The organism is Virgisporangium aliadipatigenens (genome assembly GCF_016863615.1).
Taxonomy (GTDB): Bacteria; Actinomycetota; Actinomycetes; order Mycobacteriales; family Micromonosporaceae; genus Virgisporangium; species Virgisporangium aliadipatigenens.
The window spans coordinates 1-20575 of sequence record NZ_BOPF01000060.1 but is presented as its reverse complement, the minus strand read 5'-3'; the positions used below and the strand labels follow the sequence as shown (position 1 = coordinate 20575).

The following is a 20575-nucleotide window of genomic DNA, read 5'->3' as shown; positions in this document are numbered from 1 at the left end:
GCTGACTCACGTACACTGTCATCTCGGCGACGGCGACCTTGCAGGATCAATCGCCCTCGGCAGCGCCACACGACCCCCAGACTCCCGCAGAACAGGAGCGGCAGTGCCCCGAGGCGACGGCCGGCTCAGCCACGACATCGACCCGCAGCAGCCCGGTCCTCAGGACGAATGCGGCGTGTTCGGTGTGTGGGCCCCCGGCGAAGAAGTGGCAAAGCTCAGCTATTTCGGTATGTACGCGCTCCAGCACCGGGGCCAGGAGGCGGCGGGCATCGCGGTCTCCGACGGCACGGGTGTGATGGTCTACAAGGACCTCGGCCTGGTGGCGCAGGTGTTCGACGAGCCCACCCTGTCCTCCCTCCGGGGGCACATCGCGATCGGCCACACGCGTTACTCCACCACCGGCGGCTCGACGTGGGAAAACGCGCAGCCGACGCTGCGCGCCACCGACGGTGGTACGACGATCGCGCTGGCGCACAACGGCAACCTGGTCAACACGGCCGAGTTGGCCCGCCGCGCGGCCGAGCTGGGCGTCGGCGACGTGGGTGCCACCTCCGACACCGCGCTGGTGACGGCGTTGCTGGCGGCCCGGCCGGACCTGTCCGTGGAGGCCGCGGCCCTGGAGGTGCTGCCGACGCTGCGCGGGGCCTTCAGCTTCGTGTTCATGGACGACGACACTCTGTACGCCGCGCGCGACGCCAACGGCGTCCGCCCGCTGGTGCTCGGCCGCCTTGAGCGCGGCTGGGTGGTCGCCAGCGAGACGGCGGCGCTGGACATCGTCGGCGCCAGCGTCGTGCGCGAGATCGAGCCGGGCGAACTGCTCGCGATCGACGAGCACGGCCTGCGTTCCAGCCGCTTCGCCGCGCCGGATCCCAAGGGCTGCCTGTTCGAGTACGTCTACCTGGCGCGCCCCGACACGACGATCTCCGGCCGCAACGTCCACTCCGCGCGGGTCGCGATCGGGCGCACCCTGGCCCGCGAGCACCCGGTCGAGGCCGACATGGTCATCCCGGTACCGGAGTCGGGCACCCCGGCGGCGATCGGCTACGCCGCGGAGTCCGGCATCCCCTACGGCGCCGGCCTGCTGAAGAACGCCTACGTGGGCCGCACCTTCATCCAGCCGTCGCAGACCATCCGCCAGCTCGGGGTCCGCCTCAAGCTCAACCCGCTGCGCGACAACGTGCGGGGCAAGCGGCTGGTGGTGGTCGACGACTCGATCGTGCGGGGCAACACGCAGCGCGCCATCGTGCGCATGTTGCGCGAGGCCGGGGCGATCGAGGTGCACGTGCGGATCTCCTCGCCCCCGGTCAAGTGGCCCTGCTTCTACGGCATCGACTTCGCGACCCGCGCGGAGCTGCTGGCCAACGGTCTCGACAACGAGGGGATCCGGCGCGCGATCGGCGCCGACTCCCTGGGGTATGTCTCCCTGCCCGGTCTCATCGCGGCGACCGAGCAGCCGACGAGCCGGCTCTGCCGGGCCTGCTTCGACGGCGAGTACCCGATCGAGCTTCCCGCCGACAACGTGATCGGCAAACACGTACTGGAGGGCCTGGTCCGAGCGGCGGCGCAGCCGCCCGCCAACGCTGCGCTCGACAGCGCTGACCATCCTGCCCTTCTCAGCCAGCCCTAAGGGGAAGAACGTGACGCACGTGGACGAGCGCGCATCCGGTGGTTCCGGTAACAGCCCCGACAAGCAGCTCTGGACGGCCGGCAGCGGCCGGGCCGGACGCCGGCGCACCGTCACCTACGCCGACGCCGGCGTTTCCATCCACGCCGGTGAGCGTGCCGTGGAGTTGCTCAAGGGCAAGGTGAAGCGGGCCCACCGGCCGGAGGTCATGGGCGACCTCGGCGGCTTCGCCGGCCTGTTCAAGCTGGACATGTCGAAGTACCGGGAGCCGGTGCTCGCCTCCTCGACGGACGGCGTCGGCACCAAGCTGGTGATCGCGCAGACCCTGCAGATCCACGACACGGTCGGCATCGACCTGGTCGCGATGGTCGTGGACGACCTGGTGGCGTGCGGGGCGGAGCCGCTGTTCCTGCTCGACTACATCGCGTGCGGCGAGGTCGTGCCGGACCGGGTGGCGGAGATCGGCGCGGGCATCGCCGACGGCTGCCGGTACGCCGGTTGCGCCCTGCTGGGCGGCGAGACGGCGGAGCACCCCGGCGTGATGCGCCCCGACGAGTACGACATCTCCGGTACCGGGGTCGGCGTGGTGGAGCACGACGCGATCCTGGGCAAGCACCGGGTGGAGGTCGGCGACGCGGTCATCGCGATGCGTTCGTCGGGTCTGCACTCCAACGGCTACTCGCTGGTCCGGCACGTGCTGCTCGGCCAGGGCCGGATGCGGTTGGAGACGGTGATCGACGAGTTCGGCAGCCAGCGCACGCTCGGCGAGGAGCTGCTGACCCCGACCAAGATCTACGCCAGGGACTGCCTCGACCTCATGAAGGAGTGCGAGGTGCGGGCGCTGGCCCACATCACCGGCGGCGGCGTGCCCGGCAACCTGGTGCGGGTGCTGCCGGAGACGGCCGACGCGGTGGTGGACCGTTCGACGTGGCGGCCGCAGCCGATCTTCGACCTGGTGCGCGCCAAGGGGCGCATCGAGGAGATGGAGATGGAGGCCACGTTCAACATGGGCGTGGGCATGATGGCCGTGGTGGCGCCGGCCGACGCCGATCGCGCGCTGGCGTTCCTCGCCGGGCGCGGGATCGAGTCGTGGCAGGTCGGTGAGGTCGTCGAGGGCACCGGCGAGGTGCAGATGGTCGGCTCGTACACCAGCGGCTGACCGCCGGGGCCGGTGATGGCATGGACCGGGATGAGCGGCGTGGCCGCCGTTCCCGAGTATGTCGTCCTCCAGCCGACCACCCTGTGCAATCTGGACTGCACCTACTGCTATCTCCCTCATCGGGCCCTCGATCGGCGCATGCCGGTCGAGGTGGCCCGGGCGGTGGCGGCGGACGTCAACCGCTGGGCCGCCGACAACGAACGCTTCTCGGTGGTGTGGCACGGCGGTGAGCCGCTGGCGGCGGGCCGTGATCACCTGGCGGCGTTGATGGCGCCGTTCGAGGGCGTCGAGCACCATGTGCAAACCAACGCGACGCTGATCGACGACCGGTGGTGCAACTTTTTCGCTGCCCACCGCGTCCGAGTCAGTGTGAGCGTTGACGGCCCGGCTGTCCGTAACGGTCAGCGGGTCACACGGGGCGGCGCGCCGGCGTACGAGCGGATCGTGCGCGGGGTGGACGCGCTGCGCCGGCACGAGCTGCCGTTCTCGGCGCTGTGCGTGGTGAGTGATCCCCGGCCGGAGCTCGCCGCGGAGCTGTACGCCTACTTCCTCGACCTGGGCTGCGACGTTCTCGGGATCAACATCGAGGAGCAGGAGGGCGTCAACGCCCGCGCCAACGCCCACGCCGAGTCGGACGTGCGGGGATTCTGGGCCGCCCTGGTCGAGGCCTGGCGCCGGGATCCGCGCATCCACCTGCGCGAGATCGAGTACACGCTCCGGTACGCCGGTGCGGTCCTCGCCGGCACCGCGGACGGCGTGCTGCCCCGACGGTTGGACCCGATCCCGACGGTCGCCGCGGACGGCCGCGTCTTCGTACTCTCCCCCGAGCTGGCCGGCTTCACCGACCGGCGCTACGGCGACTTCTCCTCCGGCACCGTGCGCGACACGCCGCTCGCCGAGATCCTGGCGGGCGCGGTCGAACGCACCCCGTGGCTGCGCGAGTTCCTCGACGGCGTCGAGGGCTGCCGCGCCACCTGCCCGTACTTCGGCTTCTGCGGCGGTGCGCACGCGGCCAACCGGTATTTCGAGCACGGCCGGTTCGACGTCACGGAGACGGACCACTGCCGCAACAGCAAGATCCGCCTACTGGAGGGAGTGCTCGACCATGCCGCCAACCGGTGATCCCGTGGAGGCCCGCCTACGCGCCAACGCGGAGGGGTTGAACGCGCTCCTGGCCGAGGCGGAGGAGGCGCGTGCCGCCCGCGCCGAGACCGGTGGGGACGGCGACAGCGCGGTGTGCGCGTGGAACCACTTCGAGAACATCCCGACGTTCTACAACTGGAACAACCGGCCACGCTGAAGCGCGCACGCGTCGGAGAACGGCTCGGCGTGAGCCGGCCGCATGCACCACCGACGCACAAGGTCCCGGCGGCTCATGGAGTCGCCGGGACATCACACGTCATCGCTGGATGGTCCGCGCAGGATGCGGGCATGACACAGGCACGCGGAATCCCGCGTGCCTGTGCAGGCCTAATTCCTCAGGATCCGGGCGAACCCGGCGTCACCGAGAGCCCCAACCGGAGCCGCCCCTGCTACCCCCGCCACCGTTGGCCTCGGGACCGTCGTCCTCGTCGAGGTCTTCGTCGTCCTCGTCGGCGTCCGCGTACTCGTCGGAGTACTCGGACTCGACCGGGTCGGCGGACCCACGGCTCGCGGCAAGCTCACGCTGCAACGCGGCGAGGTCGGTGTTCGGGGAGTGGTATTTCAACTCCCGGGCCACCCTAGTCTGCTTGGCCTTAGCACGGCCGCGCCCCATGGCTCGACCCCCTCGCACAGAATTAGGGGCAGCCATTACCGGCACGCCCCACACGTCAGGCATCTCTCGTGGCTCATACGGTACATGTCGCGGGCACCATTCGGCATCTCGCCCTCCCTGACTTAACCGGTGGCGTTCCACACCCGGTCGGCGGACGCCCGGTAAGCCCCGTCTCCGGTACCGGTCGTCACGCCTTACACGCGTGTCCCGGTCAGCGGGGCAGAAGGATGCTCCGCAGCCGTCCGACCTCGGTCATCCGGCGTTCGGCGAGCCGGTCGGCCGCCACGGCCGGGGGCACGCCCTCGTCCGCGGCGAGCTGCAGGATCTGCCGCGTGGTGTCAAAAATCCGGCTGGCCCGCTGGCGCGCCCGTTCGAAGTTGAAGCCGTGGATCTCGTCGGCGACCTGGATGACGCCGCCGGAGTTCACCACGTAGTCGGGCGTGTACAGAACGCCGCGCTCGTCGAGCAGCTTCTCGATCCCGGGGTGGGCCAGCTGGTTGTTGGCCGCCCCGGCGACGATCGTGGCCCGCAGCGCCGGCACGGTGTCGTCGTCGAGGGCGCCCCCGAGGGCGCAGGGCGCGTACACGTCGATGTCCGAGCGGATCAGGGCGTCCGCGTCCGCCACCAGCGATACCTGGGGAAACGTCGTACGCGCCCACTCCAGCGCCGACTCCGACACGTCGGTGGCCACCACCTGCGCACCGTCGTCGAGCAGGTGCTTGGTGAGGTGCTTGCCGACCTTGCCCAGCCCGGCGATGCCCACGGTGCGGCCCGCCAGGGTCGGCGTGCCCCAGCGATGTTCGGCGGCGGCGCGCATGCCCTGGAAGACGCCGTACGCGGTAAGGACCGACGAGTCACCGGCGCCGCCGTCGGCCTCGGAGCGCCCGGTCACGAACCGGCACTCCCGCGCCACCACGTCCATGTCCTGCACATACGTGCCCACATCACAGGCCGTGTAGTAACGACCGCCCAGCGACTCGACGAACCGTCCGTAGGCGCGCAGGAGCGCCTCGCTCTTGTCCCGGGTCGGGTCGCCCCAGATGACGGCCTTGCCGCCGCCGTGATCGAGGCCGGCGAGGGCGTTCTTGTAGGCCATGCCGCGGGACAGCTCCAGCGCGTCGTGGACCGCCTCGGCCTCGCTCGCGTAGGGGTAGAACCGGGTGCCGCCGAGCGCGGGGCCCAGGGCGGTGGAGTAGATGGCGACGATGGCGCGCAGCCCGGTCGACTTGTCCTGGCAGAACACCACCTGTTCGTGGCCGGTGTCCGCGGTGAAAACGCTCATGCTGGCTCCTTAGGGCGGGGCCGAACCGTCCTTGTGGGACTGCCCGGCGGCGATCAGGGCGACGGCCGGCGCTGGGTGTTGCCGGCTTGAACATGAGCGTAGGCCCCGGTAGGCGCTTCGGCAGAAGGCTCGCGTCGCGGCACTCGCCGAACGGCATTCCGTGCGAGTATCGCGAGGTGCCGTCCCTGTTCGCGTCTTACCTCCGGGTCTACGAACCGCTGGCCGCCTTTGACCGGAGTCGGCAGCTGTTCTGGCGGCGCTATGTGCAGGAGGGACGCGCGGTCGCCCCGCTGGAGGGGCCCGGCCGCCAGCGCACGGCCGTGCTGGAGGCGCTCGGCGCCAGTTGGACGCGGCTGCCGGACCTGCCCGACGAGGCGTACATCCTGGAGGGCGACGACACCCTGCTGGTCTGCCCGTGGAACCTCAAGGTCCGGGTGGCCGAGGCGGCGCTGACCGCGCGGGACGGCGTGCCGGCGGTGATCGCGGACGCGTTCGTGCCGCCGGCCCTGGCGGGTCAGGCCCGCTCGGTGGTGGACGACTGGCGTTCCGGGGCGCGGGTGTTGGAGCGCGGGCTGCCCCGGCTGCACGAGCAGGTCTCGACGTGGGGCGTGCCGCTGCGGTGGTTCGTGTTCGTGCAGCTCTCGGAGCGGGAACTGACGCTGGGGCCGTCCCGTCGGGTGCTGCGCTACCGCACGGAGATGTTCCGGGCGCGGCAGCGCGCGCAGCGGGCGTACACCGTGCTCGACCGGGCGCTGGGGCAGGCCCCGATCACGATGGCCGTGGCGGAGACGGCGCGCTGGCTGGAGGAGTTCCACGACAACTCGACCGTGGAGCTGGACTACGGCGGCCTGGTGGACCTGCTCTCGGACGAGCAGCTCTCGGCGGACGACTCGCCGGCGCTGGTGTCGAGCGGCCTGTCCGCGGTGGAGGCCGGCCGCGGCGAGACGGCCACCGACGCCTACGAACGCCTCGTCGAGCGCTGGCGCGCGATTCAGCTCCTGGAACGCTGCAATTGATCACGCCGTAAGACCGAAATCTGACCGTGCGGGTGGTGCCTGGCTAACTGTGCCCTTTGGTGCAGTGCGGCAAGGATGACCAATGAGTGGTACCCCTGGCGGTTTGATGGCGCCGGTCGGACATGTGAGCTGGCTGTTTGGACGGTTTTACCGGCGTAATTTGGCCGATCCTGGGCGTTGCTTAGATGAAGTACGTTCGTATCGGTCGGGCACGGAACGTGATCGCGAGATGGATTAATCCGCTTTCGCCATGCGAAAAACGGAAAAAATGTCAGATTGTTCATCCATCCATACAGTCACCTTCATCCGTTCGGGTAATGTCGGACATCGGGGACCAGCCGGACTATAAGAAGCGCGTTCGGCCGGCGGGACCCCGGTCGTCGCTCCTGAGCAATGTGGAGGAGAACCGATGGCATCGCGCACGCATGAACCGGAGCCGCTGCTTACACCGGCAGAGGTTGCGTCGATGTTCCGCGTCGACCCGAAGACCGTCACGCGGTGGGCCAAGGCCGGCAAGCTCAGTGCGATCCGCACGCTGGGCGGGCACCGGCGCTACCGCGAGTCGGAGGTACGCGCGTTGCTGCAGGGGCAGATCCCGCAGCAGCGTCAGGGCGACTGAACACCTACCCCCGTCTTCTTTACCCCTCAGGGGCGTGAGCCAGGGCCGGCTCCGCCCCTGTGTCGTTTTTAGGGGTGGGGCTTTTTTCGGGCTAGTGTGACTAGTCCTTTTTACCCTACTTGCCGCGTTACGTCCAGTTCCTCGCGGTTCCGTGTGGGTAGATCCGAGGGACTGGACATGGCCGGTAGAGTACGCGAGCAGTGTCCTCAACCGGCGTCGAAGACGCCCGGCTCAGTGCGGAGATGTTGTAGTGAAGCTGTCGATCCTGATGCCGGTCTTCAACGAGGAGGCCCGAGTCGCCAACGCTGTCAAGCAGGCGCTCGACGTCAAGTACCCGTGCGAGATCGAGTTGGTGGTCGTCGATGACGGCAGCCGTGACGCGACCGCCGAGATCCTCAACGGCTTCGACGATCCGCGGATCTCGGTCGTGATCCACCCGCGCAATCAGGGCAAGGGTGCTGCGATCAAGACCGCCGCGCAGTCCGCCACCGGCGACTTCATGGTGATCCTCGACGCCGACCTGGAGTACGACCCGCAGGACATCCCGCGCCTGCTGGAGCCGGTGCTCGACGGCCGTGCCAAGGTCGTCTACGGCAACCGCTCGTTCGGCTCGCACAGTTCCTTCTCGTTCTGGTACGTCATGGGCAACAAGGCCGTCACCACCGCCGCCAACATGATGTACAACTGCTACATCGGCGACCTGGAAACGTGCTTCAAGCTCATGCCGTTGGAGCTGTACCGCGAGCTGGCGATCAAGTCGCGCGGGTTCGGCATGGAGGCCGAGGTGACCGGCAAGCTGCTGCGTGCCGGCGTGCGGCCGTTCGAGGTGCCGATCAGCTACCGGGCCCGCACCCGTGAAGAGGGCAAGAAGATCACCTGGAAGGACGGCGTCGAGGCGCTGTGGATCCTGGGTCGCGAGCGCACCCGCCGCAAGGGGCGCATCAAGGTCGAGTCCTGACCCGCAGGTAGCACGCTGACGAAGGTCCTGCCGGCCGCCCGATTCAGGTGGTCAGCAGGACCTTTCCGATGTGGCCGCTGTCGGCCACCACGCGGTGTGCCTCGGCGGCGTCGCGCATGGGGAAGCGCCGGTCGACGATCGGGCGGATCAGCCCCGCCTCGATCAGCGGCCACACCTGCTGCCGCACGCCCGCGACGATCCGCGCCTTGTCCTCGATCGGCCGGGCGCGCAGGGTCGTCCCGGCGACCGTGGCCCGCTTGGCGAGCAGCTGCCCCAGGTTGATCTCGGCCTTGGTGCCGCCCTGCAGCCCGATGATCACGAGCCGGCCGCCGGTGCGCAACGCCTTGAGGTTTCGGGCCAGGTACGACGCGCCCATGATGTCGAGGATGACGTCGGCCCGGACCTCGGCCGCGAAGTCGGCGTTCTCGTAGTCGATCGGGGTCGCACCCAGCGCGGCGATCCCCTCATGCTTCGACGCCCGCGCGGTGGCGTACACGGTCGCGCCGAGCGCCGTCGCGTACTGGATCGCGAACGTGCCGATCCCGCTCGCCCCGCCGTGCACCAGCAGCGTCTCGCCGGCGCGCAGCCGGGCGACATCCACCACGTTGGACCACACGGTGCAGGCCACCTCGGGCAGCGCCGCCGCCTCCTCCAGGGAAACCCCGGCGGGTATCGGCAACAGGGAGCCCGCGTGCACGGCAACCCGTTCCGCATAACCTCCACCGGGAAGGAGGGCACACACCTCGTCGCCCACCGACCAGCCGGTGACGGACGAACCGAGGGCGGTTATCCGGCCGGAGCACTCCAGGCCGGGGTAGGGCGGCGCGCCCGGCGGCGGGTCATAGCGGCCCTGGCGCTGCAGCAGGTCGGCGCGATTGACCGCGCTCGCCACCACATCGACCAGTACCTCGTCAGGTCCCGCCACCGGGTCGTCGACCTCGGTCCAACGCAACACCTCCGGCCCGCCGGGCTCGGAGATGACAACCGCGTGCACGGATCAGCGCTGCGGCACCCGGGCGATCGCGACCACGGACTGCCCGAACGGCGGGGTCACGATGCGCTCGGCGAGCCGGGTCAGCGGCGCCACGAACCGGTCGTAGACAAGCACCAGCTTGCCGGGTCCGGGCATCAGCCGCAGGATCTTGGTGGTGAATACGTAGCCGAACAGCCCGAGGGTGTTGGCGTAGTGCAGCTTGACGATCTCCAGGCCGGCCGCCTCCATGGCAGCCCGCATGGACTTCTTCGTGTACCGGCGCACGTGGCCGGTGGCAATGTCGGCCGGGCTCATTGCCCACTGGAACGCCGGCACCACGATGATCACGTGGCCGCCGGGGCGGACCAGCTCGCCCATGCTGCGCAGGGCGTCGACGTCCTCGTCGATGTGCTCGAGAACGTTGTAGGAGACCGCGGCGCTGTAGTCGCCGGGCTCCGTCGCGGGCAGCAGCAGCTCCTTGACGTCCATGTTGGCGTCGTCGGAGAAGCGCTCCTTGAGCGCGACGATACGGTCGGGCTCGGCTTCCGTCACCGTCATCCGCGGAACGTGGGCGCGCCACTCCTCCGCGTAATCGCCCGTACCGGCGCTCACCTCGACCGGGTGGTCTCCGAGGTAAGGTACGGCGAAGTTCACGAACCACTTGCGGTGGTTCTTGCACATCGCCAGGCCCTCAAGGACCTCGGACTGGACCTTCTGGTCGCCCAGGATTTCGGCCATCCGTTGTCAATTCCCGTCGTCCGGCTGATCTGATCTCTTCGGCAGAACCCGCGTAGCCTACCCAAGCGAGATTTCGGGAGCATCTCGGGCGCCGTACACTGCGCCGAGTGATTCCGGCTCGTTATGAACAGGGGCAGGTGGGGGCTTGAGCAGCTCGCTGACGACGCTGGACGCACCCCCTCCCGAGCCCGCTCCGTCGAGTGAACCGGAGCGTCCGGAGCCCCGTCCCAACCGCCTCGCCGACGCGTTCGCGCTCGCGTTGTACGTGGTCATGGCGTTCATCGTTACTGCTCCGCTCTGGCGCGGTGACGGTGTGCTCAAGGAGAACCGGGACGACCCGATCTTCTTCCAGTGGATGTTCGTCCATGCGTCGCGGATCTTTACGCATGGCGAGAACCCGTTCTTCGCCGAGCAGATGAACGCCCCGTTCGGGTTGAATCTGATGGCCAACACCTCAGTCCTGGGGCTGGCAATTCCACTCACTCCGGTGACGCTGTTGTTCGGCCCGTGGATCAGCTTCCTGATCATGACGACCGCCGGCCTCGCCGGCACGGCGTTCGCGTGGTACTTCGTGCTGTCGCGGCACCTGACCACGCAGCGCGCGGCGGCCATCATCGGCGGTGTCTTCTGCGGGTTCGCGCCGGGGATGATCTCGCAGGCGATCGGCCACCCGAACATCATCAGCCAGTTCCTGGTGCCGTTCATGGTGTTGGCCGTGATCCGGTTGAGGCGGGCGCCCGAGCGGTGGTTGCGCACCGGGCTGACGCTCGCCGGGCTGGTGGTCTACCAGGCGTTCATCAACCTGGAGGTGCTGTTCCTCGCCGCGCTCGTGCTCATCGTGTTCGCACTGTTCTACCTGGTGCAGCGGCTGCGTGGGGCGCGGGTGATGGTGACGGGCGCGTTCAAGGCGGCCGGGGTGTGCGCGGCGGTGGCCGGTGCGCTGCTGGCGTTCCCGGTGGCGTGGCAGTTCTTCGGGCCGTCCGCCTACCACGGGCTGCCGGACGGGGTGCAGGAGTTCGGGACCGATCTGTTGGCCGCTTCGGCGTTCTCCCGAGAATCGATCATCGGATCACCGGAGACCTCGTACGGCCTGGCCTCCAGCGGCGCGGAGGAGAACACCTTCTTCGGCTCGCCGGTCCTGCTCGCGCTGCTCGGCGCGGCGATCGTGCTGCTGCGGACCGCCGGCGGCCGGGCGCTGGTCGCCACGCTCCTGCTCTTCTGGGGTTTCTCCCTCGGCCCGCACATCCGGATCAACGGCGAGCTGACCGACATCCCCGGGCCGTGGTACCCGATCTCGCAGCTGCCCCTCTTCGACTCGGTGGTGCCGACCCGGCTCGGGCTGGCGCTGATCCCGATGGTCGGCCTGGTGCTCGCGCTGGGGATCGACCGGTTCCGCCCGGACCGCTTCCGGCCCGCCGTGATCGCGCTGGTCGTCGCGGCGTTGCTGCCGTCCGGGCCGACACCCCTCACGGTGTCGGGTCCGCACGTGCCGCCCACGCCCGCGTTCTTCACCAGTGGGAACTGGCGCCAGCACGTGCCCGACAACGGTGTGGTCATGACGTTGCCGCCCGGCTGGGTCTCCTACCTCGGCGCGATGCAGTGGCAGATCGACACCCGCCTCGACTTCGACATGGTCGGCGGCTACTACCTGGCGCCCACGCCCGGCGACCCGAGCAAGCGGGCGAACTTCGGCCCCGCCTACCCGCCCACGATGCGCCTGCTCTGGTACGTCGGCGAGGGTGGCGGCGAGGTCTACGTCAGCGACGAACACCGCCGGCTGGCCCGCACGGATCTGAAGGACTACCACGTGACGACGCTGATCCTGCCGGCCGCGCACCCGCGGGCGGCGCAGGTGAAGTCGTGCGCGACGCAGCTGTTCGGGCAGCCGCAGCGGGTCGACGACGTGTGGCTGTGGGACGTGCGGTCGTTCGTGGCGGGCGGTTGACGGCATTTGCCCCATGGCAAGGTGCCACATGGCACATAGGTATAGCGTCATTCGCGTTGTGGCTCCATACTTGCGGTAACGCGACAGCGGCACCCGGCAACCCGGGTGCCGCTCGCGTCTCTCCATCGGGAGGGAGGTAGCGATGCGCACCTACTACCGGGGCCCCGACGTCGTGGTCAACGATCAGGTCTTCGAGGTGTGCGGCCCGAAGCCGCAACGGTTCCTCGTCGCGAGGCTGCGGGACGTCCACGTCGTGCGGACCACGCGGAGATCCTCCTGGGGGCGCGCCACCCGCGCGTTCGAGCTGTGGGCCTGGTACGAGCGGGACCGCGTGCAGATGTACAGCAGCCCCGACGAGCGGGTGTTCGGTCAGGTGAGCCGTGCGCTGCGGCGGGCCATCGAGGCGAATGAGTAGCAGTCCACCCTGGAGATCGTCCAGGTGGTACGGTGGCGCCGAAAACTGAGCCACGGCTTCACATTCGTGCCGCTTCGCCGGAAGGCCGCCCATGAGCCCCGGGGAATCCCCAGTCGTCGCGCGGAGACGGGTACGTCTCGCCCTACGCCGCGCCCGTGAGGCGATGGAGTTGACCCAGGGCCAGGTGGCCGAGGAAATGGAGTGGTCCCTCAGCAAGGTCATGCGCATCGAGAACGGCGACGTCAGCATCTCCGGGACCGACCTGCGCGCACTCCTCGGCCTGTACGGGATCACCGATCGGGAAGTCGTCGCACATCTCATGGACGACGCCCGCACCTCGCGTAAATCGGCGGCCGTGTCGGCCGGGAAAACCGGCGGCGGCCGCCCGTGGTGGGCCGAGTCGCGCATCCGCGGCAACCTGACCACGCCGCTTCTCCAATACGTCCAGTTCGAGGCCGACGCCACTGCCGTGCGGCAGTACCAGAACGTCCTCGTGCCGGGCTTTCTCCAGACGGCCGAATACGCGTCGGCGGTGCTGGAGAACTATCGGTTCGACCTCTCCTCGGAGAGCATGGCCGCGCGCGCCGAGACCCGGATGCAGCGCCGCCGCCAAGTGGTCGAACGTGATGACCCGCCGGAGGTCCTGGTCATCCTGGACGAATCCGTGGTGTACCGGGAGATCGGCTCCCGCGGGGTCATGGGCCGGCAGCTCCGTTCGCTGGTGCACGACACCAACCGACCGGACGGGCACGTGCGCATCCGCATCGTGCCGTTTGCCGCCGCCGCTCCCATCGCACTGTTCGGTCCCTTTCTCATTCTCGACTTCGAGGAGGAGGAAGGCGCCGTGCTCTACCGGGAGAGCCACCTGACCGATGAGATCAGTCACACGGCGGCGACGGTTTCCCGGCACCGCCAGATCTTCGAACGGCTGTGGGACCTGGCCTATTCACCCGAGGACACGGCGCAGATGTTCGCCGAACGCGCCGAAATGATGCTGCAGGAAACTTCCTTGGATAAATGAACGGGATTGGTGAAATGGTGGTCCAGCCGCACTCGTCAACGGAATGGGTGCGCAGTTCTTACTGTGCGGACGCCTCCTGCGTGGAGGTGGCCAGAATCGGCGACGCGATCGGTATGCGCGACTCGAAGGACCCGGACAGCCCGGTGCTGCTGTTCACCGCCACGGAGTGGGAGGCGTTCCGCGCCGGTGTGCTCGCCGGCGAGTTCCGCTTCGCCTGAGGCTTGCCCGTCGCTGGCCCCGTGTCCCCAGGTCGGGGGTGCGGGGCCGGCACGCGTGGCGCGGACCATATACCTTCGTCTCTGCATTCAGCCACGGGGGGAATTGATGAAGCGCGTAGGCGCGACGGCGTTGGCCGTCCTGATGGTCGTGTCCGCATTCGGTATGGCCGGCTGCAAGGGGCGCAAGTCCAGGGGTGGGCGTTCCACCTCGCACGCGGGGGCGCAGGCCACCGACCGCAACAACAATCCTTCGCCGACCCGTTCGCCCACGCAGGCGGCCGGCCGGAGCTGCGCCGAGATTCTGACGCAGGTCGTCACGGACACGAAGGTCCAGTGGAAGCTCGACAGCGCCGCCACCCAGGCGACGGCGGACAGCCAGAACAAGCCCGGCAGCCGCTCGTGCCAGTTCGTCGTCGCGGGCACCAGCGCGTTCCCGCAGGCGAAGATGACCGTGCAGCTCTACCGGCCCCGGCCCGGCACGGACACGCCCGAGAAGATGCGCGAGACCGCCGCCAAGCAGGCGGAGAACTGCGCCGAGAAGGTGTCCGGGCCGTCCGGCGCCACGCTTGCTGTGCAGTGCCTGAAGAAGGCGAGCGGCACCGCGTTCGACGTGCGCACCACGTACAGCGGCGCGAACGGCTACGTGCTCGTCCTGGTGTCGGCGCAGCCCACGACTGCGGCGTCGACCGCGGTGCAGACGAAGGTGCGCGATGTGTCCCGCGCGGGGGCCGGTGTCGCGTTCGACATGATCTGACGATGAGCGACTGGCTGGCCGACACCCGAACGTCCTACGACACCGTCGCCGCGAGCTACTCGGACCTGCTGCGCGACGGGCTCGACGGGCAACCGCACATGCGGGCGGCGTTCGCCACGCTCGCCGAGCTGGTCGACGGCCCGATCGTGGACGTCGGGTGCGGGCCGGGCCACGTCACCGCACACCTGCGCGCGCTGGGCGCGGAGGCGTTCGGGATCGACCTCTCGCCGGGGATGGTCGAGGTGGCCCGTCGCGAACATCCGTCGGTGCGGTTCGAGGTGGGCTCCATGACGGCGTTGGGGCTCGCGGACGGTTCGGTCGGCGGGGTTCTCTCCTGCTGGTCGCTGATCCACCTGCCGGATTCCGCCGTCGTCCAGGCGCTGGCGGAGTTCCGGCGGGTGTTGCGGCCGGGCGGTGTGCTGCTCGTCGGGTTCCACCTGGGGGACTCGGCACGGGTCAAGACCGAGGGATACGGCGGGCATCCGATGAACGTGACCGTGTACCGGCGGCCGGTGGCGCGGATGCGGGAGTGGATGCGGTCGGCGGGGTTCGTGATGACGGCGGAGACCGTCCTCGAACCCGATACGCCGACGCCGGGAGCCCTTCTCTTCGCTTACCGCCCGGTCGCCGATCAGATGACGTAAACCGGCACGTCGAGATCGTTGTAGCCGGCCGGCACGCTCGTCACGACGGGAGGATCGCCTCCCAGCCGGTGGTGCCGGTACGGACCGCGGCCTCGGCATCGGAGATCGCTGTGGTCGGGAGGAGCAGCGTTGCCTCATCCGCTTCCGCAGCCGTCAGCATGCCGATCATCGTGGGATGACCGGCGAACAGAGCGGTGAGTGCGGTGGCGTCGAGGACTCGCGGGGCGGTCACGCCACCTGAGAGCGTCGGGCCCAGAATCGGGCCGTTTCCTCATCGACCCGGCGCTGCTCCGCGTCGAACCCGGCCTTCTGCTCCGGCGTCAGCTCTGGCACCGAGTCCCAGCCCATCGCCGCAGCGAGCCGCTCGACGGCGGAAGGCGTAGGTGTGGAGTCGGTGCGGGTCGTCATGACCGCCACGCTACAAGGGAATCGATGATCGAAGGTGCCTGGGCGGCTATGTACGCGCGGTCCGGCGCCTGGTGCGCCACGGGCACCTTCGTGATCAGCGGATCGCCACCGAGCCGCCGTCGCCCTTCGCCCGCGATGCCGCTTCGAGCGCCCGGGTCGGCACCTGGCAACACGAGAGCGCACACGGCGAAGCCGATGCGGACACCGCTCGCCGGCTCGGGATCGGGCCCGGCGAGCCGGTCATGGTCACGCGGTACGTGTTCCACTCGGACGGGGAGCCGATTCAGATCTCCTACTCGCGGGAGCCGCTCGCCGTCACCGGTGGCACCTCGGTCGAGTGGCCGGAGGACGGACCGGCGCCCGATGAGGTGCGGGATCTACGGCTGCCGCCCCGGTCGCCGATGATGTTCGTGATCGCGCGGACGTACTACGCGGACGGCGTGGCCGTGGAGACGGCCGACATCGTGGTGCCCAGCGACAGATACGAACTCGTGTACCGCACGCCGGTTCGCTGACGACGTGGTGGCCGCGGGGTTGGTCAGGGGGTGCGGGCGGTTTGGGGCCTGCCGGGTGATCGGCGCGGGTCGGAGACGCGCACCAGATCGGCGCGGTGCTCCCGCAGCGTGACGGCCAGTGCCTCGTGGTCCTGTTCGCGAATCGCGCGGTACAGGCGGGCGTGCACCTCGATGTTCTCGTCGACGACCTTGGCCGCCTCGTCGCCGGCGTACTGGGCGCGCACCAGGGTCGCCCGGATCAGGGTCACGATCGATTCGTACATCCCGGCCAGCACGGGGACTCGCGCCGCGCGGGCGATCGCGGTGTGCAGCCGCAGGTTGGCTTCCAGGTACTGGCGCGCGTCGTCCCGGGCGGTCCGCAGTTCCTCCAGGGCCCAGGCGATGTCGCGGCAGTCCTCGGGGGTGGCACGTGCCGCCGCCACGGTGGCGAAGCTGTCCTCGAGCATCGACCGCGCCTCGAACAGGTCGACGGGATCGACGTGCAGGCCGCGGAACCAGACGTCGATGACGCCGAGTCGCAGTTGCGGCGGCGGTTCGGCGATGAACACGCCGCCCTGAGCGCCCTGCCGCACGTGCACGATGCCGCGTTCGCGCAGGATGCGCAGCGCCTCGTTCATCGCGCTCGCGCTGACCCCGAATCGGTCGATCAGCTCGGTGCGCAGTGCGAAGCGGGCGCCCGGGTCGAGGCTCTGCGCGAGGATCTCGTCCTCCAGGGACGAGGCGATCCGTTCGGGAACGGACGGCATCACACACAGCCTCGGTCGCGCATCATCACCGCATCTTCGCACGGGTGCCGGGCGCCGCCGTGCGCGTCACCGCGCCGGTGTCGGTTCGCGGTCCGGCGCGGTGAGGAAGTCCGTGACCAGGGCGGTGAACCGGTCGGCGCGTTCGATCTGGACCCAGTGGCCGCATCGGGCGAACACGTGCAGCTCGGAGTTCTCGATGAGGTGCAGCAGCCGGAACGAGACGTCGAGCGGAATCACGTTGTCGTCGCGACCGTGCACGAGCAGCGTCCGGTGCCGCAACGCGGCGATGTCGTCCTCCGCGACGGCCAGCGCGTCGAGCACCCGTTGCCGGGGTGCGGGGAACATCGCGGCGTACGACTCGTGGACGCCGGGGCGCATCGCCGCCGCCAGGCGCATTTCGGCCAGGCCGTCCGCCAGCCGTTCGGTGTCGTAGGTGAAGACGTCGAGCAGTCCCCGCATCGACTCCAGCGAAGGCTCGAAACCCCACACCGCCTCCAGGCCGTCGGTGATCGGGAAACGCACTCCGACGCTGCCCATGAGCACCAGGCGGTCGACGCGGTCCGGCGCGACGGCGGCCAGGCGCATCGCCAGGGCGCCGCCGAAGCTGTTGCCGACGATCGACACGCGGGAGATGTCGAGGGCGTCGAGGAAGCCCAGCAGGTGAGCGGCCCACACCTCCGGGTCGTACCTGCCGTCCGGCGGCCGCTGGGTGTAGCCGAACCCGACGATGTCCGGAGCGACGACCCGGAACCGGCTCGACAGCGCGGGCAGCACGGTTCGCCAGTTCGCCCACGCGGAGACGCCGGGTCCGGAACCGTGGATGAGCAGCACCGGCGGCCCGTCGCCGCGGTCGTGGTAGTTGGTCGCGGTGCCGCCGACGTCGATCGTCAGGCCGCGCTCGGGAGTGCTGGAAGCCATGGCCAGATACTTACATAAGTTTGAAGAATTTTCGACGCCGCAAACATCTGGTCATCACCGAGTGCTGGGCATACTCTCGTGAAACTATCGTAAGTTTCTGGTGGGGGTGATCGAGCCGTGCCCATCATCACCGTGCATCCGGCCGCCGTCCGGGTCGTCGCGCCGCCGGGGCGCACGATCGTCGAGTCGTTGCGTCTCGCGGGATGGCGCAGCCGCTATGCCTGCCGGCGCGGGGGCTGCGGCACCTGCAAGGCGCCGCTGCTGCGCGGTCGCGTCACGTACGAGCAGCCGCTCGCCGAGTCGGTCCTGACCGCCGCCGAACGCTCCGCCGGCCTCTGCCTGCCCTGCCGGGCGGTGCCGGTGGACGACATCGTCATCGCGCAGGGCGAGCACTCCCTGCGCCCCATCCTCGCGAGCTCACCGTGTCCGCCCCGCCCGCCGTTCCCAGAGGAGTAGCCATGTCAGTCATCCGGCTCGGATACGTCCACATCCGTGTCACCGACCTCGCCCGGGCCCGCGCCCACTACGCCGACACCCTTGGCATGGACGTCGTCGCGGAGGAGGCGAACCGGGTGTACCTCAAGTCCTGGGACGAGGACGACCACCACTCGGTGGTGCTCGAGGAGGGCGGCGTCGGCCTGGTCAAGTTCGGCTACAAGGTGACCGGGGCGGACTCGCTGGCCGACCTGGAGAACCGGGTGGCCGCCTTCGGCGCGACCTCGGTGCGGATGAGCAAGGGGGACAACGTCGGCATCGGCGACGGACTGCGGGTGACCCTGCCGTCGGAGCACACCCTCGAGCTGTACGCCGACGTCGAATACCTCGGCACCAAGGTGGGCAAGCTCAACCCGGATCCGTGGCCCCGCGACGGCATCCGCGGAATCGGCGTGCCGCGGATCAACCACGCCCTCATCACCGCCGAGGATCCGGCCCAGTTGGAACGCTTCTTCGAACTGGCGCTGGGCTTCCGCCCGGCCGAGCGCCTGGTGGGCGGCGACGAACCGGACGACCTGGTCGGCTCCTGGATGTTCTGCGGCGAGAACCCGCACGACATCGCGTTCGTCAAGGGGCCGAACGGCAAGCTGCACCACTTCGCGCATCAGATCGACGACTGGAGCGCGTTGCTGCGGGCCGGCGACGTGATGTCGATGGACGACGTGCCGATCGACTTCGGGCCGACCCGGCACGGGATCACCCGCGGCGGCACCATCTACTTCTTCGACCCGTCGGGCAACCGCAACGAGGTCTTCTCCGGCGGCTACCGCACCGGACCCGACTTCCGGCCGATCACCTGGACGATGGATCAGGCCGCCCGCGGCGTGAACTACACGCACCGGGAGATCGACCAGGAGTTCCTCTCGGTCGTCACCTGATCCGACCCTGATCGACGGCGCCCTTGGTCTGCCGAACCGCAGGCCAGGGGTGGGCGGAGGGCAAGGGATTCGAACCCTTGAGGACAGTCACCTGCCCTAGTGGTTTTCAAGACCACCGCCATCGGCCACTAGGCGAGCCCTCCCGGCGGGCACCATGTGCGGCGCCGCGCACCAGTCTGCCAGAAGCGTCCGGCTCAGAGGTCGAGGGCCGTGCGCAGTGCCATGTCGACGATCTCCATCGTCTCGTCCGTGAGGCGCCCCAGGTGCTTGCCGAGCCGTTCGGCGGCGATGTAGTTCACCCGCCAGCCGAGGACCGCTCCGCCGATCGGGTCCTCATCGCGGAGCGAGACGGCGAGCATGCCGCGCATCCCGATGGGAATCTCCGGGTGCACCTCCGCGACGATCGCGGTGCCGGCCTCGGTCAGGCGATCCGTGGAGACGACGACGAAGCGCCGGTCGAGTGCGTCGTGATGGAAGACGTCACCGCGCCTCACGCCGCCCACCGGTCGAGGTCCCACGTGCGGTCGGCCTGCTCGGCCTCGAACCGGGCAACCGCGGCGGCCTCCTGGCGGAGCAGCGCGTCGCGGGCGAGGTCGGCGATCCATGCGGAGACGTTGCCGCCGGCGGCTGCCTTGATCTTGTCGGCCAGCTCGTCGGGAACGGCGATCGTCAACCGCGTCATAACGCGGATCATACCGGCCTTCATACTCCCTTAAACAGGAGCTAATCCGTTGCAACCGCCTCGGCACCGGCGGTGATCGATGCTGTTCCGTGGAGCAGGCGCAGCCGCGCGCTGGTGAGCCAGGCGTCGGCGCGTTCCTCGTCGGGGTGTTCCGGGAGGGCCGGGCGGGCCTCGTCGAAGGCGTGCGAAGCGGCCGCGATCCGCTGCTGGGCCAGGTCGAGGTCGCCGTCGGCCACCCGCCGACCGAACTCGTGGTACGACTCGGGGTCCTCCAGGCGCACGGTCAGGGTGCCGGTGCGGTACAGGCCGAGGCCCTGGTCGAGCAGGCGGGCGAGGTGCCGCGCGTGCTTCGACGTGCGGTTGCGGGTCTCCGAGGAGAAGGAGTCACCCCGCCGCTCCAGGCGGGTGAACTGCTGCGTCGCGTAGCCGAAGTACGAGTCGCGCACCCGCTGCGCGCTGAGCAGGGCCGAGCGCAGCTCGATCAGTTCGCGGCCGAGGTCGGTGACCGTCTCGTACAGCTCCTCGGGGAGCCACACCAGCTCGGTGACCGTGGGGTTGCCGCCGATGGCCAGGCGCAGCCACTTCGCGACCTCGTGCAGCGTCCGGTCGGGATGGTGGCTCACGATCGACTCGGTGGGTCGGCGCAACCCGAGGAACTCCTCCGTGGGCGCGGCGAACACCCCGAGCCGGTCCACGTCGGAGTCCGGCCCGGCGAGGCCGTAGGCCGTGGAGCCGACGATCCCGGACAGCAGCAGTGTGTTGCTCACCCGATCGAGGATCGACCCCCGCGTCAAGCCGAGCAAATGCTTTG

At 69.5% G+C, this 20575-nt stretch carries 27 protein-coding genes and 1 tRNA gene; 16 read left to right on the top strand and 12 right to left on the bottom strand.

Features of this window, described 5'->3' with window-relative positions:
• The first annotated feature begins 103 nt into the window (after positions 1-103).
• The 4 genes from purF to amcA are packed head-to-tail and all read left to right on the top strand — an operon-like array spanning position 104 to position 4083.
• Complete coding sequence (gene purF, locus Val02_RS44330) at positions 104-1627, top strand: amidophosphoribosyltransferase (protein WP_203905392.1); 1524 nt, start codon at positions 104-106, stop codon at positions 1625-1627.
• Positions 1628-1637: 10 nt separating this feature from the next.
• On the top strand, positions 1638-2783 hold the full coding sequence (purM, locus tag Val02_RS44325) for a phosphoribosylformylglycinamidine cyclo-ligase (protein WP_203905391.1): 1146 nt from the start codon (positions 1638-1640) through the stop codon (positions 2781-2783).
• A 30-nt stretch (positions 2784-2813) separates the two neighbouring features.
• Positions 2814-3905, top strand: coding sequence for a cyclophane-forming radical SAM peptide maturase AmcB (gene amcB / locus Val02_RS44320; protein ID WP_203905409.1), 1092 nt, complete (start codon positions 2814-2816; stop codon positions 3903-3905).
• Positions 3889-4083, top strand: a complete 195-nt coding sequence (gene amcA / locus Val02_RS44315) for a multiple cyclophane-containing RiPP AmcA (RefSeq protein WP_203905390.1) — start codon at positions 3889-3891, stop codon at positions 4081-4083. Before amcB ends, amcA begins: the two co-directional genes overlap by 17 nt.
• A gap of 201 nt (positions 4084-4284) precedes the next feature.
• On the opposite strand, the gene Val02_RS44310 is transcribed toward amcA, so the two are convergent.
• Both Val02_RS44310 and Val02_RS44305 read right to left on the bottom strand, forming a co-directional pair.
• On the bottom strand, positions 4285-4539 hold the full coding sequence (locus Val02_RS44310; RefSeq protein ID WP_203905389.1) for a DUF3073 domain-containing protein: 255 nt from the start codon (positions 4537-4539) through the stop codon (positions 4285-4287).
• A gap of 211 nt (positions 4540-4750) precedes the next feature.
• Positions 4751-5821: a Leu/Phe/Val dehydrogenase gene (locus tag Val02_RS44305; RefSeq protein ID WP_203905388.1), complete on the bottom strand. Its 1071-nt coding sequence runs from the start codon at positions 5819-5821 to the stop codon at positions 4751-4753.
• A gap of 176 nt (positions 5822-5997) precedes the next feature.
• Between Val02_RS44305 and Val02_RS44300 the strand changes: the two genes are divergently transcribed.
• The 3 genes from Val02_RS44300 (at position 5998) to Val02_RS44290 (ending at position 8414) form a co-directional block, all read left to right on the top strand.
• The gene (locus Val02_RS44300; protein ID WP_203905387.1) at positions 5998-6837 is read left to right on the top strand and encodes a DUF8083 family protein; all 840 of its coding nucleotides are present in this window, start codon (positions 5998-6000) and stop codon (positions 6835-6837) included.
• Positions 6838-7246: 409 nt separating this feature from the next.
• Complete coding sequence (locus tag Val02_RS44295) at positions 7247-7456, top strand: BldC family transcriptional regulator (protein WP_007073996.1); 210 nt, start codon at positions 7247-7249, stop codon at positions 7454-7456.
• Between the two features lie 250 nt (positions 7457-7706).
• Positions 7707-8414: a glycosyltransferase family 2 protein gene (locus tag Val02_RS44290; RefSeq protein ID WP_203905386.1), complete on the top strand. Its 708-nt coding sequence runs from the start codon at positions 7707-7709 to the stop codon at positions 8412-8414.
• A 43-nt stretch (positions 8415-8457) separates the two neighbouring features.
• Here Val02_RS44290 and Val02_RS44285 read toward each other — a convergent pair whose 3' ends face one another.
• Together Val02_RS44285 and Val02_RS44280 are read right to left on the bottom strand one after the other, a co-directional pair.
• Positions 8458-9408, bottom strand: coding sequence for an NAD(P)H-quinone oxidoreductase (locus tag Val02_RS44285; RefSeq protein ID WP_203905385.1), 951 nt, complete (start codon positions 9406-9408; stop codon positions 8458-8460).
• Between the two features lie 3 nt (positions 9409-9411).
• Positions 9412-10125: a class I SAM-dependent methyltransferase gene (locus Val02_RS44280; RefSeq protein ID WP_203905384.1), complete on the bottom strand. Its 714-nt coding sequence runs from the start codon at positions 10123-10125 to the stop codon at positions 9412-9414.
• A 145-nt stretch (positions 10126-10270) separates the two neighbouring features.
• Between Val02_RS44280 and Val02_RS44275 the strand changes: the two genes are divergently transcribed.
• From Val02_RS44275 to Val02_RS44250, 6 genes are all read left to right on the top strand, one after another.
• Positions 10271-12070 (top strand): DUF6311 domain-containing protein, encoded by a 1800-nt coding sequence (locus Val02_RS44275; protein ID WP_203905383.1) that lies wholly within the window; start codon positions 10271-10273, stop codon positions 12068-12070.
• 142 nt (positions 12071-12212) lie between these two features.
• Positions 12213-12485: a DUF6232 family protein gene (locus Val02_RS44270; protein ID WP_203905382.1), complete on the top strand. Its 273-nt coding sequence runs from the start codon at positions 12213-12215 to the stop codon at positions 12483-12485.
• 91 nt (positions 12486-12576) lie between these two features.
• Entirely contained in the window at positions 12577-13506 is a 930-nt protein-coding gene (locus tag Val02_RS44265) for a helix-turn-helix domain-containing protein (protein WP_275415679.1), read from the top strand.
• Positions 13503-13724, top strand: a complete 222-nt coding sequence (locus Val02_RS44260; protein ID WP_308440056.1) for a DUF397 domain-containing protein — start codon at positions 13503-13505, stop codon at positions 13722-13724. Before Val02_RS44265 ends, Val02_RS44260 begins: the two co-directional genes overlap by 4 nt.
• A gap of 106 nt (positions 13725-13830) precedes the next feature.
• Positions 13831-14478: a hypothetical protein gene (locus Val02_RS44255; protein WP_203905380.1), complete on the top strand. Its 648-nt coding sequence runs from the start codon at positions 13831-13833 to the stop codon at positions 14476-14478.
• A 2-nt stretch (positions 14479-14480) separates the two neighbouring features.
• Positions 14481-15122: a class I SAM-dependent methyltransferase gene (locus tag Val02_RS44250; RefSeq protein WP_203905379.1), complete on the top strand. Its 642-nt coding sequence runs from the start codon at positions 14481-14483 to the stop codon at positions 15120-15122.
• Between the two features lie 40 nt (positions 15123-15162).
• Here the strand turns inward: Val02_RS44250 and Val02_RS44245 are convergent, their stop codons facing one another.
• Both Val02_RS44245 and Val02_RS44240 read right to left on the bottom strand, forming a co-directional pair.
• Entirely contained in the window at positions 15163-15354 is a 192-nt protein-coding gene (locus tag Val02_RS44245; RefSeq protein WP_203905378.1) for a hypothetical protein, read from the bottom strand.
• Positions 15351-15530: a hypothetical protein gene (locus Val02_RS44240; RefSeq protein WP_203905377.1), complete on the bottom strand. Its 180-nt coding sequence runs from the start codon at positions 15528-15530 to the stop codon at positions 15351-15353. Before Val02_RS44240 ends, Val02_RS44245 begins: the two co-directional genes overlap by 4 nt.
• 242 nt (positions 15531-15772) lie before the next feature.
• Here Val02_RS44240 and Val02_RS44235 point away from each other — a divergent pair, with 242 nt between their 5' ends.
• Positions 15773-16045, top strand: a complete 273-nt coding sequence (locus Val02_RS44235; protein ID WP_203905376.1) for a hypothetical protein — start codon at positions 15773-15775, stop codon at positions 16043-16045.
• A gap of 23 nt (positions 16046-16068) precedes the next feature.
• Here Val02_RS44235 and Val02_RS44230 read toward each other — a convergent pair whose 3' ends face one another.
• Positions 16069-16791, bottom strand: a complete 723-nt coding sequence (locus tag Val02_RS44230) for a FadR/GntR family transcriptional regulator (RefSeq protein WP_203905375.1) — start codon at positions 16789-16791, stop codon at positions 16069-16071.
• A 66-nt stretch (positions 16792-16857) separates the two neighbouring features.
• A complete protein-coding gene (locus Val02_RS44225) occupies positions 16858-17709 on the bottom strand; it encodes an alpha/beta fold hydrolase (protein WP_203905374.1) in 852 nt (283 codons plus the stop codon).
• 117 nt (positions 17710-17826) lie between these two features.
• On the opposite strand from Val02_RS44225, the gene Val02_RS44220 reads away from it, so the two are divergent.
• Positions 17827-18165, top strand: a complete 339-nt coding sequence (locus Val02_RS44220) for a 2Fe-2S iron-sulfur cluster-binding protein (RefSeq protein ID WP_203905373.1) — start codon at positions 17827-17829, stop codon at positions 18163-18165.
• A gap of 2 nt (positions 18166-18167) precedes the next feature.
• Positions 18168-19082: a catechol 2,3-dioxygenase gene (locus Val02_RS44215; RefSeq protein WP_203905372.1), complete on the top strand. Its 915-nt coding sequence runs from the start codon at positions 18168-18170 to the stop codon at positions 19080-19082.
• 54 nt (positions 19083-19136) lie between these two features.
• Here the strand turns inward: Val02_RS44215 and Val02_RS44210 are convergent.
• The 4 genes from Val02_RS44210 to Val02_RS44195 all read right to left on the bottom strand — a co-directional run bounded on the left by Val02_RS44210 (position 19137) and on the right by Val02_RS44195 (position 20531).
• Positions 19137-19225 (bottom strand) — tRNA-Ser (locus Val02_RS44210).
• Positions 19226-19276: 51 nt separating this feature from the next.
• Positions 19277-19576: a type II toxin-antitoxin system PemK/MazF family toxin gene (locus Val02_RS44205; protein WP_203905371.1), complete on the bottom strand. Its 300-nt coding sequence runs from the start codon at positions 19574-19576 to the stop codon at positions 19277-19279.
• The gene (locus tag Val02_RS44200) at positions 19573-19764 is read right to left on the bottom strand and encodes a hypothetical protein (RefSeq protein WP_203905370.1); all 192 of its coding nucleotides are present in this window, start codon (positions 19762-19764) and stop codon (positions 19573-19575) included. Before Val02_RS44200 ends, Val02_RS44205 begins: the two co-directional genes overlap by 4 nt.
• Before the next feature lie 41 nt (positions 19765-19805).
• Entirely contained in the window at positions 19806-20531 is a 726-nt protein-coding gene (locus Val02_RS44195; protein WP_203905369.1) for a nucleotidyltransferase domain-containing protein, read from the bottom strand.
• Between the last annotated feature and the right edge of the window lie 44 nt (positions 20532-20575).